Raw genomic sequence first — 13,197 nt, 5'->3', positions numbered from 1 at the left:
CCTGAGGAACATGTATGGGTGGTATCAGTATCTGGCAATTGTTGATCATTGCCGTCATCGTCGTGCTGCTGTTTGGCACCAAAAAGCTCGGTTCTATTGGTTCCGATCTGGGCGCGTCTATCAAAGGCTTCAAGAAAGCGATGAGCGATGATGAGAGCAAGCAGGATAAAACCAGCCAGGACGCTGACTTTACTGCTAAATCCATCGCCGACAAGCAAGAAGAAGCCAAAAAGGAAGACGCTAAACGCCACGATAAAGAGCAGGTGTAAGTCGTGTTCGACATTGGTTTTAGTGAGCTCCTGCTGGTCTTTGTGATTGGCCTGATTGTGCTGGGGCCGCAGCGTCTGCCGGTGGCAGTGAAAACCGTTGCGGGCTGGGTTCGTGCGCTGAGATCGCTGGCATCGACCGTTCAGAATGAACTGGCGCAGGAGCTTAAGCTGCAGGAATTTCAGGAAAGCCTGAAAAAGGTCGAGAAGGCGAGCATGGATAACCTGACGCCGGAACTGAAAGCTTCAATGGATGAGCTGCGCGAAGCGGCAGAATCGATGAAGCGCTCCTATAGCGTTAACGATCCTGAAAAAGCGAGCGATGAAGCGAACACCATCCATAACCCGGTGTTGAAGGGCAGCGAGGAGCAGCGCGAGGGCGTAACACCTGCCAGCGCTGAACATCAGGCTGCCGCGCCAGAACAGACGCCTCAGGAAACCGAAGTGAAAAAACAGGCGCAGCCGGAAGAGCCGGTAGCAAAAACGGCGGAAGTGAAGCCCGCTGCGTCCGTTTCCGAATCATCCCCCTCGTCGAGTGATAAAGCGTAAACATGGCAGTAGATGATACTCAACCGCTGATTACGCACCTCATTGAGCTGCGTAAGCGCCTGTTAAACTGCATTATTGCGGTTTTACTCATATTCCTGTGCCTGGTCTATTTTGCCAACGATATCTATCAGGTGGTCTCTGCGCCGCTGATCAAGCAGATGCCGCTGGGCGCAACGATGATTGCAACAGATGTTGCTTCTCCGTTCTTTACCCCCATCAAGCTGACCTTCTGGGTGTCGTTGATTGCTTCTGCACCGGTCATTCTTTACCAGGTGTGGGCGTTTGTGGCGCCTGCGCTGTATAAGCATGAACGCAAGCTGGTTATCCCGCTGCTGGTGTCCAGCTCGCTGCTGTTCTATATCGGCATGGCGTTTGCCTATTTCGTTGTCTTCCCGCTGGCCTTCGGCTTCCTGACGCATACCGCGCCGGAAGGGGTCCAGGTGTCGACGGATATCGCCAGCTACCTCAGCTTTGTGATGGCGCTGTTTATGGCGTTTGGCGTGGCATTCGAAGTGCCGGTGGCTATTGTGCTGCTCTGCTGGGTAGGAGTAACGACCCCGGATGACCTGCGTAAGAAGCGTCCGTATATCCTTGTGGGCGCATTTGTTGTCGGCATGCTGCTGACACCGCCGGATGTGTTCTCGCAGACGCTGCTGGCCATACCGATGTACTGTCTGTTTGAGGTCGGCGTTTTCTTCTCGCGTTTCTACGTGGGTAAAGGACGTCGAGCGGATGACGAAGACGATACGTCCGACAAGACCACTGAAGAGTAAAACCAGCCGCCCGTCAGGGCGGTTGTTATATGGGGATTTGCATGTTTGATATCGGACTCAACCTGACCAGCTCGCAGTTTGCGAAAGATCGTGATGAGGTGGTTGCGCGTGCGTTTGCCGCCGGGGTGAAAGGACTGCTGCTGACGGGCACCAACCTGCATGAGAGCGAGCAGGCGCAGCAGCTGGCGCAACGCTACGATCGCTGTTGGTCTACTGCTGGCGTGCATCCTCACGACAGCAGCCAGTGGACCGCGGAAAGTGGCGACATCCTGTACAGGCTGGCGAAGACGCCAGACGTTGTGGCGATCGGCGAATGCGGTCTCGATTTCAACCGTAACTTTTCCACGCCTGAAGAGCAGGAAAAGGCGTTTACTGCCCAGCTTGCGCTGGCGGCAGAGCTTGGAATGCCCGTATTTATGCACTGCCGCGACGCGCATGAGCGTTTCCTGGCACTTCTGGATCCGTGGCTGGAGAAACTGCCCGGCGCGGTATTGCACTGTTTCACCGGTTCACGGCAGGAAGCGCTGGATTGCCTGGCGCGAGGGCTTTATCTGGGTATTACCGGCTGGGTGTGCGATGAGCGCCGCGGGCTTGAACTTCGTGAGCTGTTGCCGGTAATCCCGGCTGACCGGCTGCTCCTCGAAACCGATGCGCCTTATCTGCTACCGCGCGATATGAAGCCCAAACCGGCATCGCGGCGGAATGAGCCCGCGTATCTGGGGCACATTGTTGAGAGCGTCGCGAAGTGGCGCGGAGAGGATCCGCACTGGCTTTCGGCGCAGACGGATGACAACGTGCGTAATCTGTTCGGGATAAACGTTTAAAGCTTGCGGAAGTCGGTGTTTTTAACGCTCTGCAGCACCTGCTTGTTCAGCAGATTGAGCAACAGCATAGAGCGCGCTTCCCCGTCCGGCTCGGCAAAAATCGCCTGCAGGCCTTCGAAAGCGCCTTCGGTTATCACGACGCTATCGCCCGAGTAAGGAGTTTCGGGGTCGGTGATCCCTTCGGGCTGTTGATAAATCGACAGCTGATGAATGACCGTCGACGGAACCGTTGCCGGGTGGGCGCCAAAACGAACGAAGTGGCTGACGCCGCGCGTTGCGCTGATGGTGGTGGTGTGGATGACTTCCGGGTCGAACTCCACGAACAGGTAGTTCGGGAACAACGGCTCACTGACGGTTGTGCGCTTCCCGCGCTGCATTTTTTCAAGCGTGATCACGGGTGTCAGGCAATTTACAGACTGACGTTCAAGATGTTCCTGCGCGCGCTGAAGTTGCCCGCGTTTGCAATACAGTAAATACCAGGCCTGCATAATCACTCTTTCCCTTAGTTCGGGGCGCAAGCATATCAAAACCCTGGCGGGATCGCTAAGTTGATTATAATGGGGGAAAATGGAACAGAACGCATAAGTTCACGCTTATTTAACAAAATTACAGCATCAAGCAGGCTTACGCCGTATAATGAAGCGCTTACAGAGAGGCCATGATTAACTGCATGAAATACCACGATCTCCGCGACTTCCTGACGCTGCTGGAAAAGCAGGGTGAACTCAAACGTATTACACTTCCTGTCGATCCTTATCTGGAGATGACAGAAATTGCTGACCGCACCCTGCGTGCCGGCGGCCCCGCATTACTGTTTGAAAATCCGAAAGGTTACTCCATGCCGGTGCTGTGCAACCTGTTTGGTACACCGCGTCGTGTTGCACTGGGAATGGGGCAGGAAGACGTCACGGCGCTGCGTGAAGTCGGTAAACTGCTGGCGTTTCTGAAAGAGCCGGAGCCACCGAAAGGCTTCCGCGATCTGTTCGACAAGCTGCCGCAGTTTAAGCAGGTGCTGAACATGCCTACCAAACGCCTGCGCGGCGCGCCGTGCCAGCAGAAAGTGCTGGAAGGCGATGCGGTTGATCTGACCAAAATCCCTATCATGCAGTGTTGGCCTGAAGATGCCGCTCCGCTTATTACCTGGGGGCTGACCGTTACGCGCGGCCCGCACAAAGAGCGGCAAAACCTCGGTATTTACCGCCAGCAGTTGATTGGCAAGAATAAACTCATCATGCGCTGGCTGTCGCATCGCGGCGGCGCGCTGGATTTCCAGGAGTGGTGCGCTGCGCATCCGGGAGAACGTTTCCCGGTGTCTGTCGCCTTAGGCGCCGATCCGGCCACCATTCTGGGAGCCGTCACCCCCGTGCCGGATACCCTTTCTGAATATGCGTTTGCTGGCCTGCTGCGCGGAACGAAAACCGAAGTCGTGAAGTGTATTTCTAACGATCTCGAAGTTCCGGCCAGTGCAGAAATTGTGCTGGAAGGTTACCTTGAGCAGGGTGAAATGGCGCCAGAAGGCCCTTACGGCGACCACACCGGCTATTACAACGAAGTGGACAACTTCCCGGTGTTCACCGTGACGCACATTACGCAGCGTAAAGATGCGATTTATCACTCCACGTATACCGGACGTCCACCGGACGAACCGGCGGTGCTGGGCGTGGCGCTGAACGAAGTGTTTGTGCCAATCCTGCAAAAGCAGTTCCCGGAAATTGTTGATTTTTATCTGCCGCCTGAAGGATGCTCGTATCGCATGGCGGTGGTCACGATGAAGAAGCAGTATCCTGGTCATGCTAAACGCGTGATGATGGGCGTATGGTCTTTCCTGCGCCAGTTTATGTATACCAAATTTGTTATTGTCTGCGATGATGACGTTAACGCCCGCGACTGGAATGACGTAATCTGGGCCATTACCACGCGAATGGACCCGGCGCGCGATACGGTGTTAGTCGAAAATACGCCGATAGATTACCTGGATTTTGCCTCGCCGGTTTCCGGCCTTGGCTCAAAGATGGGACTGGATGCCACAAATAAATGGCCTGGCGAAACCGACCGTGAATGGGGTCGCCCGATCAAAAAAGATCCTGCAGTGACCGCGCGAATTGACGCGATCTGGGACGAGCTGGCCATAATGAATAACGGTAAACCCTGAGCTGACCGTTAAGCCCTATAGACTTCCCGACAGAGAGAGCGAATGACAACCTTAAGCTGTAAAGTGACCTCGGTAGATGCCATCACCGACACCGTATATCGCGTCCGTTTAGTGCCAGAAGCGCCATTCTCTTTCCGCGCGGGTCAGTACCTGATGGTTGTGATGGATGAGCGTGATAAGCGTCCTTTCTCTATGGCCTCAACGCCAGCGGAGCAGGAATTTATTGAGCTTCATATTGGTGCGTCAGAGCTTAACCTGTATGCGATGGCGGTGATGGATCGGATCCTGAAGGAACGTGAAATCGTGGTGGATATTCCGCACGGCGATGCGTGGCTGCGCGATGACGAAGACCGTCCACTGATCCTGATCGCTGGCGGTACGGGCTTCTCTTATGTGCGCTCTATTCTGTTGACCGCCCTGGCGCGTAACCCGGACCGTGACATCACCATTTACTGGGGTGGCCGCGAAGAGAAACATCTGTACGACCTGTCTGAGCTGGAAGCGCTGAGCGTAACCCATCCTAACCTGCGCATTGAGCCGGTGGTTGAGCAGCCGGAAGAGGGCTGGCGTGGTCGCAGCGGGACGGTGCTGACGGCGGTGCTGCAGGATCACGGCACGCTGGCAGGGCACGATATCTATATCGCTGGCCGTTTTGAGATGGCGAAAATTGCCCGCGACCTGTTCTGCAACGAACGTGACGCGCGTGAAGACCGCCTGTTTGGCGATGCGTTTGCCTTCATTTAAATAAAAAACCCGCCCCTGACAGGCGGGAAGAACGGCAACTAAACTGTCTCTCTTCGCCAATGACGCCATAACTGCGTTGGCTGCGCTCGTTCACCCGAATCACTTACTTGAGTAAGCTCATCGGGATTCGCTCGCTTGCCGCCTTGTTCTGACGCCATTGGCTTTGAGATACTTTTCCTGATTTACACTCTCTCAAACACCGTCGCGATACCCTGACCCAGCCCGATACACATCGTTGCCAGACCAAACTGGGCATCTTTGCGTTCCATCAGGTTGATAAGCGTCGTGCTGATACGCGCCCCGGAGCAGCCCAGCGGGTGGCCGAGGGCGATCGCGCCGCCGTTGAGGTTAATCTTCTCGTCGATCTGCTCCATCAGCCCCAGATCTTTAATGCACGGCAGGATCTGCGCGGCGAACGCTTCGTTCATTTCAAACAGGTCGATGTCGCTGGCGGTTAATCCCGCTTTTTTCAGCGCCAGCTTCGAGGCCGGAACCGGGCCGTAGCCCATGATTGAAGGATCGCAGCCCACGACCGCCATCGAACGTACCCGTGCGCGAGGCGTTAAGCCCAGCTCGCGGGCGCGACTTTCGCTCATCACCAGCATCGCGGCGGCACCGTCTGACAGCGCCGACGAAGTACCTGCCGTTACCGTACCGGTGACCGGATCAAACGCAGGGCGCAGGGTAGAAAGCGCTTCTACGGTGGTTTCCGGGCGGATGACTTCGTCGTAGCTGAACTGCTTCAGTACGCCGTCAGCGTCGTGGCCGCCGGTCGGGATGATCTCATTCTTAAAGGCACCGGACTGCGTCGCCGCCCATGCGCGAGCATGAGAGCGCGCGGCAAAGGCATCCTGCATTTCACGGCTAATGCCGTGCAGACGAGAGAGCATCTCGGCGGTCAGACCCATCATCCCCGCGGCTTTCGCCACGTTACGGCTCATGCCAGGGTGGAAATCGACCCCGTGGCTCATCGGCACGTGCCCCATGTGCTCAACGCCGCCCACCAGGCAGGCCTGCGCATCACCGGTCATGATCATCCGCGCCGCGTCGTGCAGCGCCTGCATTGACGAACCGCACAGGCGGTTGACGGTGACGGCCGGAACCGAATGCGGGATCTCCGCCAGCAGCGACGCGTTACGGGCGATGTTGAAACCTTGCTCCAGGGTCTGCTGCACGCAGCCCCAGTAGATATCGTCCAGCGCAGCAGGATCCAGCGCCGGGTTACGCGCCAGCAGGCTACGCATCAGATGCGCGGAGAGGTCTTCCGCACGCACGTTACGGAATGCACCGCCTTTTGAACGGCCCATCGGGGTGCGAATCGCATCAACAATGACAACCTTTTCCATTGTGACTCCTTAAGCCGTTTTCAGCTCGCCAACCGGACGGGCTGGCTCAACTGCTGGATAGTAGGGTTCGTTATGGCGCGCTTTGTTACGCAGCCCTTCCGGCACCTCATAAAGCGGGCCGAGGTGCTGATACTGCTGAGCCATATCGAGATAGCGGGCGCTGCCGAGCGTGTCCAGCCAGCGGAACGCGCCGCCGTGGAACGGAGGGAAGCCCAGGCCGTACACCAGCGCCATATCGGCTTCTGCCGGGCTGGCGATGATGCCTTCTTCGAGGCAACGCACCACTTCGTTGATCATTGGAATCATCATGCGGGCGATGATCTCATCGTCGGTGAAGTCGCGTTTTGGCTGGCTAACGTCGGCCAGCAGGCCATCCACTGCGGCATCTTCTTCTTTCTTCGGTTTGCCTTTGCTGTCTTCTTTATAGCGCCAGAAGCCCAGGCCGTTTTTCTGGCCGAAGCGGTTAGCGTCGAACAGAGCGTCAATGGCGTCGCGATAATCTTTCTGCATACGCTGCGGGAAGCCTGCCGCCATCACCGCCTGAGCGTGGTGAGCGGTATCAATGCCGACCACGTCCAGCAGATACGCCGGGCCCATCGGCCAGCCGAACTGTTTCTCCATCACTTTGTCGATTTTGCGGAAGTCTGCACCGTCGCGCAGCAGCTGGCTGAAACCGGCGAAGTAAGGGAACAGCACGCGGTTGACGAAGAAGCCCGGGCAGTCGTTAACAACGATCGGCGTTTTGCCCATCTTGCTGGCCCATGCCACCACTTTAGCGATGGTTTCGTCAGAGGTTTTTTCCCCGCGGATCACTTCGACCAGCGGCATACGGTGTACCGGGTTGAAGAAGTGCATCCCGCAGAAGTTTTCCGGACGCTTCAGCACGCTCGCCAGTTCGCTGATTGGAATGGTGGAGGTGTTAGAGGCCAGCACGGTCTCAGGACGAACCTTGTCTTCCGTTTCCGCCAGCACCGCTTTTTTGACTTTCGGGTTCTCGACGACGGCTTCGACTACTACGTCCACGCGGTCGAAACCGCTGTATTCCAGCACGGGCTGAATGGTGGAGATCACGCCTGCAAGCTTCAGCCCGTCAATTTTTCCGCGCTCCAGCTGTTTATTCAGCAGCTTGGCCGCTTCGGTCATGCCCAGCGTCAGGGATTTCTCGCTGATGTCTTTCATCACTACCGGCACGCCTTTCCAGGCCGACTGGTAAGCGATGCCGCCACCCATAATGCCCGCGCCGAGTACCGCCGCATGTTTTGGCGTCTCAACGTTTTTGGTCAGCTGTTTGGCTTTACCCTTCACGAACTGATCGTTGAGGAAGATACCGACCAGCGCGCGAGCTTCATTGGTGTGCGCCAGCGGGACAAAGCTCTGATTTTCGAGCTTCAGCGCTTCATCGCGTCCGAGACGAGCAGCCGCTTCAATGGTTTTCACCGCCGTGATCGGTGCCGGGTAGTGTTTACCCGCCGTCTGCATCACCATGCCTTTAGCGATGGTGAAGCTCATGGTGGCTTCAATCTTGCTGAGTTTTAACGGTTCCAGCTTCGGCTGGCGTTTGGCTTTCCAGTCGAGATCGCCGTTAATGGCCTGTCGCAGAATGGCGAGTGCGCCTTCAACCAGTTTCTCTGGCTTCACGACGCCGTCGACCAGACCGATTTTCTGGGCCTGTTCTGCGCCGACATCTTTACCTGCGGCAATGATCTCCAGCGCGCTGTCGGCACCCAGCATGCGCGGCATACGCACGGAGCCGCCAAAGCCCGGCATGATGCCCAGCCTGGTTTCCGGCAGGCCGATGCGCAGGTCCGGCGTCGCCAGACGGTAGTCGGTCGCGAGTACGCATTCGCAGCCGCCGCCCAGCGCATAGCCGTTAACGGCGGAAATGGTCGGGACAGGCAGATCTTCCAGACGATTAAAGACGCTGTTGGCAAAGTGCAGCCACTGGCTCAGCTGTTCTTCCGGGACCAGGAACAGCGAAAGAAACTCGGTGATATCGGCACCGACAATAAAGGCCGCTTTGTTCGAACGCAGCAGCAGCCCTTTTAATTCAGGTTGTTTTTCAAGAACATCCAGCGCCAGGCCAAGACTGGCCACCGTCGCGGTATCAAGCTTATTCACTGAGCCGGGGGCATCGAACACCAGTTCGGCAATGCCATCTTCCAGCCAGTTGAGGTACAGGGTGTCGCCTTTGTAGAGCATGTCAGTCTCCTGAATCCAGCAATTGGATCTGGTCATACCAGATGAATCGGAGTGTGGGATTTATGTTAATAAAATGCAAATTACTCATTAAGAAAATGCTGCATTGATCACGGTCGGTGGAAATCACGCAGCCGGAGTGAGGTGTGCTAAGATGCGATGACTTGAGGTCAAAAAAACGAAAGGAAGAATGATGGACTCACTGGCTTCGCTTTATAAAAATCATATCGTTACCCTACAGGAACGTACCCGCGATGTACTGGCCCGCTTCAAGCTGGATGCGCTGCTGATCCACTCCGGCGAGCTGATGAATACCTTTCTGGATGACCACGCTTATCCGTTTAAGGTGAACCCGCAGTTTAAAGCCTGGGTGCCGGTGACTCAGGTTCCAAATTGCTGGCTGCTGGTGGATGGCGTGAACAAGCCGAAACTGTGGTTCTACCTGCCGGTCGATTACTGGCACAACGTAGAACCGCTGCCGACCTCTTTCTGGACGGAAGAGATTGATGTGATTGCACTGCCGAAAGCGGACGGCATTGGCAGCCAGCTGCCTGCCGCGCGGGGCAATATCGCCTATATTGGCCCTGTTCCGGAGCGCGCGCTGGGTCTGGATATTCCGGCAGACAAACTCAATCCGAAAGGGGTGCTGGATTACCTGCACTATTACCGCGCGTATAAAACCGACTACGAACTTTACTGCATGCGTGAAGCGCAAAAAACGGCGGTGAACGGTCACCGTGCGGCGCATGAAGCATTCCAGTCGGGGATGAGCGAGTTCGACATCAATCAGGCCTATCTGACCGCGACAGGCCACCGTGATACCGACGTGCCGTACAGCAATATCGTCGCGCTGAATGAGCACGCGTCTGTGCTTCATTACACCAAACTGGATCACCACGTACCGTCGGAGATGCGCAGCTTCCTGCTTGACGCAGGCGCCGAGTACAACGGTTACGCGGCCGACCTGACCCGTACCTGGGCGGCGAATGCGGATACCGATTTCGCGCAGCTGATTAAAGACGTAAACGATGAACAGCTGGCGCTGATTGGCACCATGAAGGCGGGAACCAGCTATGTGGATTACCACATCCAGTTCCATCAGCGTATCGCAAAACTGCTGCGTAAACATCAGATTGTGAAAGACATGAGCGAAGAGGCGATGGTCGAGAACGATCTAACCGGGCCATTCATGCCGCACGGTATTGGCCATCCGCTGGGCCTGCAGGTTCACGACGTTGCGGGCTTTATGCAGGATGACACCGGCACGCACCTGGCGGCACCGTCTAAATATCCTTACCTGCGCTGCACCCGTATTCTGGAGCCGCGTATGGTGTTGACGATTGAACCGGGGATCTACTTTATCGAATCCCTGCTGGCGCCGTGGCGTGAAGGCCAGTTCAGCAAACACTTCAACTGGGAAAAAATTGACGCGCTGAAGCCGTTTGGCGGTATTCGCATCGAAGATAACGTGGTGGTTCACGAAAACGGTATCGAGAATATGACGCGAGACCTGAAGCTGGCCTGATGGAAAGCTGGCTGATACCGGCTGAACCGGTCACCTTTGTTGAGGAAATCAAGAAAAGCCGCTTTATTACGCTGCTGGCGCATACCGACGGCGTAGAGGCGGCAAAGGCGTTTGTCGAGTCCGTTCGGGCTGAGCATCCTGACGCGCGTCACCACTGCGTGGCGTGGGTGGCAGGGCCGCCGGACGATTCACAACAGCTGGGGTTTTCCGATGACGGTGAACCGGCGGGCACGGCCGGTAAACCCATGCTTTCGCAGCTGATGGGCAGCGGCGTGGGTGAAATTACCGCCGTGGTGGTGCGCTACTACGGCGGCATCCTGTTAGGCACGGGTGGGCTGGTAAAAGCCTATGGCGGCGGAGTTCAGCAGGCACTGAATATGCTCACAACTACCCGCAAAACGCCGCTCACCGAATATACTTTGTTGTGCGATTACGCTCAGCTATCGGGCATTGAAACGCTGCTCAAACAGTTTAACGGCGTCATCGCGCACAGTGAATATCAGGCAATGGTGCAATTACGCGTGGCGCTTCCTCAGGCGGAGCTGGCTGCTTTTTCAGCAAAACTGGCTGATTTTAGTCGTGGTTCGTTGCAATTGCTGCCGATTGAAGAATAATCCCCACCTCACTTTTTTGAATACCAAAGGAAGCGGCAGAGATGCATTTTCGTGCCATAACCCGAATCGTTGGACTGCTGGTCATACTCTTTTCCGGGACGATGATTCTCCCAGGACTGGTGGCGCTTATCTACCGGGACGGCGCGGGGCGGGCATTTACCCAGACCTTCTTTGTCGCGCTGGCGATCGGCTCGCTGCTGTGGTGGCCAAACCGTCGTCAGAAAGGTGAGCTGAAATCTCGCGAAGGATTTCTGATTGTGGTCCTGTTCTGGACGGTGCTGGGGAGCGTCGGTTCGCTGCCCTTTATCTTCTCTGAACAGCCTAATCTGAGCATCACGGATGCCTTTTTTGAATCGTTCTCCGGTTTAACAACCACCGGGGCGACGACGCTGGTGGGGCTGGATTCACTCCCGCACGCCATTCTCTTTTATCGCCAGATGCTGCAGTGGTTCGGGGGGATGGGGATCATCGTCCTGGCAGTGGCTATTCTTCCTATTCTGGGCGTTGGCGGCATGCAGCTTTATCGCGCCGAAATGCCCGGGCCGCTGAAAGATAACAAAATGCGCCCGCGTATTGCCGAGACGGCGAAAACCCTCTGGCTTATCTATGTATTACTGACGGTGGCCTGTGCGCTGGCGCTATGGTTTGCCGGGATGCCCGCTTTCGACGCCATCGGACACAGCTTTGCGACGATCGCGATCGGTGGGTTCTCCACTCACGACGCCAGCGTCGGCTACTTCGACAGCCCTACGATTAACACTATTATTGCCATTTTCCTGCTGATCTCCGGCTGTAACTACGGTCTGCACTTCTCTTTACTGAGCGGGCGCAGCCTGAAGGTGTACTGGCGTGACCCAGAGTTCCGCATGTTTATTGGCGTCCAGCTTACGCTGGTGATCATCTGTACCCTGGTGCTGTGGTTCCATGATGTTTACAACTCCGCGCTGACCACGCTAAATCAGGCTTTCTTCCAGGTGGTATCAATGGCGACGACCGCCGGGTTTACCACCGACAGCATCGCGCGCTGGCCGCTGTTCCTGCCGGTGCTGCTGTTATGCTCGGCATTTATCGGGGGCTGTGCGGGTTCTACGGGCGGTGGCCTGAAGGTAATTCGTATTCTGCTGCTGTTTAAGCAGGGGAACCGTGAGCTGAAGCGCCTGGTCCACCCGAACGCGGTTTACAGCATTAAGCTGGGGAACCGCGCGCTGCCGGAACGTATCCTCGAAGCGGTGTGGGGATTCTTCTCGGCGTATGCGCTGGTCTTTATCGTCAGTATGCTGGCGATTATCGCGACGGGGGTGGATGATTTTTCCGCCTTTGCGTCCGTCGTAGCAACATTGAATAACCTCGGGCCCGGCCTGGGCGTTGTGGCGGATAACTTTGCCAGCATGAACCCGGTCGCGAAATGGATCCTCATCGCCAATATGCTGTTTGGTCGTCTTGAGGTCTTTACGCTGTTGGTGCTGTTCACCCCTACATTCTGGCGTGAGTAAGGAGCCGTTGATGAAAACATTGATTCTTTTCTCTACGCGAGACGGACAAACGCGTGAGATTGCCGCCTGTCTGGCGTCGGAATTAAAAGAGCTGGGTATTTACTCTGATGTGGTGAACCTGAACCGTGCGGAGCAGATTGCCTGGCAGGAGTACGATCGCGTGGTAATTGGCGCGTCAATTCGTTACGGGCATTTCCATCCGGCGCTGGATCGCTTTGTGAAAAAGCACACGGCGGTGCTCAACAAATTGCCTGGTGCGTTTTACTCGGTCAACCTGGTCGCACGTAAAGCTGAGAAGCGTACGCCGCAGACCAACAGCTACACGCGCAAGTTTTTACTCAGCTCGCCGTGGCAGCCAGACCTGTGCGCCGTCTTTGCCGGCGCGCTGCGTTACCCTCGCTACCGTTGGTATGACCGCTTTATGATCCGCCTGATTATGAAGATGACGGGGGGTGAAACCGATACGCGTAAAGAAGTGGTTTATACCGACTGGTCGCAGGTGGCCAGTTTTGCGCGGGAAATCGCACATTTAACGGGCGATTCGCGACATAAATAAGCGTTAAGTTTGAAAAGTGAGCGAACGAAAAGTTTTTTGTATTTTATGCTTGTCACGTCGGAATAACTCCCTATAATGCGCCTCCACTGACACGGAACAACGGCACACACGCCGCCGGGTCAGCAGAGAAAAGCGAAATTAATCACTTGACTCTGAAGC

The 13,197-nt window shown here is 56.1% G+C and carries 13 protein-coding genes; 10 read left to right on the top strand and 3 right to left on the bottom strand.

Annotation, left to right across the window (positions count from 1 at the left end):
* Positions 1-14: 14 nt before the first annotated feature.
* The 4 genes from tatA to tatD are packed head-to-tail and all read left to right on the top strand — an operon-like array spanning position 15 to position 2,412.
* Positions 15-269: a Sec-independent protein translocase subunit TatA gene (gene tatA / locus UR289_RS20905; RefSeq protein ID WP_024908000.1), complete on the top strand. Its 255-nt coding sequence runs from the start codon at positions 15-17 to the stop codon at positions 267-269.
* A 3-nt stretch (positions 270-272) separates the two neighbouring features.
* Positions 273-815 (top strand): Sec-independent protein translocase protein TatB, encoded by a 543-nt coding sequence (gene tatB, locus UR289_RS20900; RefSeq protein WP_320711509.1) that lies wholly within the window; start codon positions 273-275, stop codon positions 813-815.
* 2 nt (positions 816-817) lie between these two features.
* Positions 818-1,588, top strand: a complete 771-nt coding sequence (tatC, locus tag UR289_RS20895) for a Sec-independent protein translocase subunit TatC (RefSeq protein ID WP_023309607.1) — start codon at positions 818-820, stop codon at positions 1,586-1,588.
* A gap of 41 nt (positions 1,589-1,629) precedes the next feature.
* Entirely contained in the window at positions 1,630-2,412 is a 783-nt protein-coding gene (gene tatD / locus UR289_RS20890; RefSeq protein WP_033146888.1) for a 3'-5' ssDNA/RNA exonuclease TatD, read from the top strand.
* Here the strand turns inward: tatD and rfaH are convergent.
* Entirely contained in the window at positions 2,409-2,900 is a 492-nt protein-coding gene (gene rfaH, locus UR289_RS20885; RefSeq protein WP_033146887.1) for a transcription/translation regulatory transformer protein RfaH, read from the bottom strand. The two genes, tatD and rfaH, sit on opposite strands and share 4 nt — an antisense overlap.
* Positions 2,901-3,073: 173 nt before the next feature.
* Between rfaH and ubiD the strand changes: the two genes are divergently transcribed.
* Together ubiD and fre are read left to right on the top strand one after the other, a co-directional pair.
* Positions 3,074-4,564, top strand: a complete 1,491-nt coding sequence (gene ubiD / locus UR289_RS20880; RefSeq protein WP_320711536.1) for a 4-hydroxy-3-polyprenylbenzoate decarboxylase — start codon at positions 3,074-3,076, stop codon at positions 4,562-4,564.
* A 42-nt stretch (positions 4,565-4,606) separates the two neighbouring features.
* Complete coding sequence (gene fre, locus UR289_RS20875; protein WP_008501516.1) at positions 4,607-5,308, top strand: NAD(P)H-flavin reductase; 702 nt, start codon at positions 4,607-4,609, stop codon at positions 5,306-5,308.
* Between the two features lie 182 nt (positions 5,309-5,490).
* Here the strand turns inward: fre and fadA are convergent, their stop codons facing one another.
* Both fadA and fadB read right to left on the bottom strand, forming a co-directional pair.
* Complete coding sequence (gene fadA / locus UR289_RS20870) at positions 5,491-6,654, bottom strand: acetyl-CoA C-acyltransferase FadA (protein ID WP_008501515.1); 1,164 nt, start codon at positions 6,652-6,654, stop codon at positions 5,491-5,493.
* Between the two features lie 9 nt (positions 6,655-6,663).
* Positions 6,664-8,853 carry a fatty acid oxidation complex subunit alpha FadB gene (gene fadB, locus UR289_RS20865; protein WP_320711507.1) on the bottom strand — a complete coding sequence of 730 codons (2,190 nt, stop codon included), beginning with the start codon at positions 8,851-8,853 and terminating at the stop codon, positions 6,664-6,666.
* A 190-nt stretch (positions 8,854-9,043) separates the two neighbouring features.
* On the opposite strand from fadB, the gene pepQ reads away from it, so the two are divergent.
* The 4 genes from pepQ to hemG are packed head-to-tail and all read left to right on the top strand — an operon-like array spanning position 9,044 to position 13,038.
* Positions 9,044-10,375, top strand: a complete 1,332-nt coding sequence (gene pepQ / locus UR289_RS20860; protein ID WP_033146884.1) for a Xaa-Pro dipeptidase — start codon at positions 9,044-9,046, stop codon at positions 10,373-10,375.
* Complete coding sequence (locus UR289_RS20855) at positions 10,375-10,989, top strand: IMPACT family protein (protein WP_033146883.1); 615 nt, start codon at positions 10,375-10,377, stop codon at positions 10,987-10,989. The genes pepQ and UR289_RS20855 overlap by 1 nt, the downstream gene beginning before the upstream one ends.
* Before the next feature lie 41 nt (positions 10,990-11,030).
* Complete coding sequence (gene trkH, locus UR289_RS20850; RefSeq protein WP_023309600.1) at positions 11,031-12,482, top strand: Trk system potassium transporter TrkH; 1,452 nt, start codon at positions 11,031-11,033, stop codon at positions 12,480-12,482.
* Positions 12,483-12,492: 10 nt separating this feature from the next.
* A complete protein-coding gene (hemG, locus tag UR289_RS20845; RefSeq protein WP_048980580.1) occupies positions 12,493-13,038 on the top strand; it encodes a menaquinone-dependent protoporphyrinogen IX dehydrogenase in 546 nt (181 codons plus the stop codon).
* Positions 13,039-13,197: the final 159 nt, after the last annotated feature.

Source organism: Enterobacter sp. 302C9, from assembly GCF_034106085.1.
Lineage (GTDB): Bacteria > Pseudomonadota > Gammaproteobacteria > Enterobacterales > Enterobacteriaceae > Enterobacter > Enterobacter asburiae_B.
Note: the sequence above shows the minus strand (reverse complement) of the source record. Positions and strands in the feature narration are given on the sequence as shown.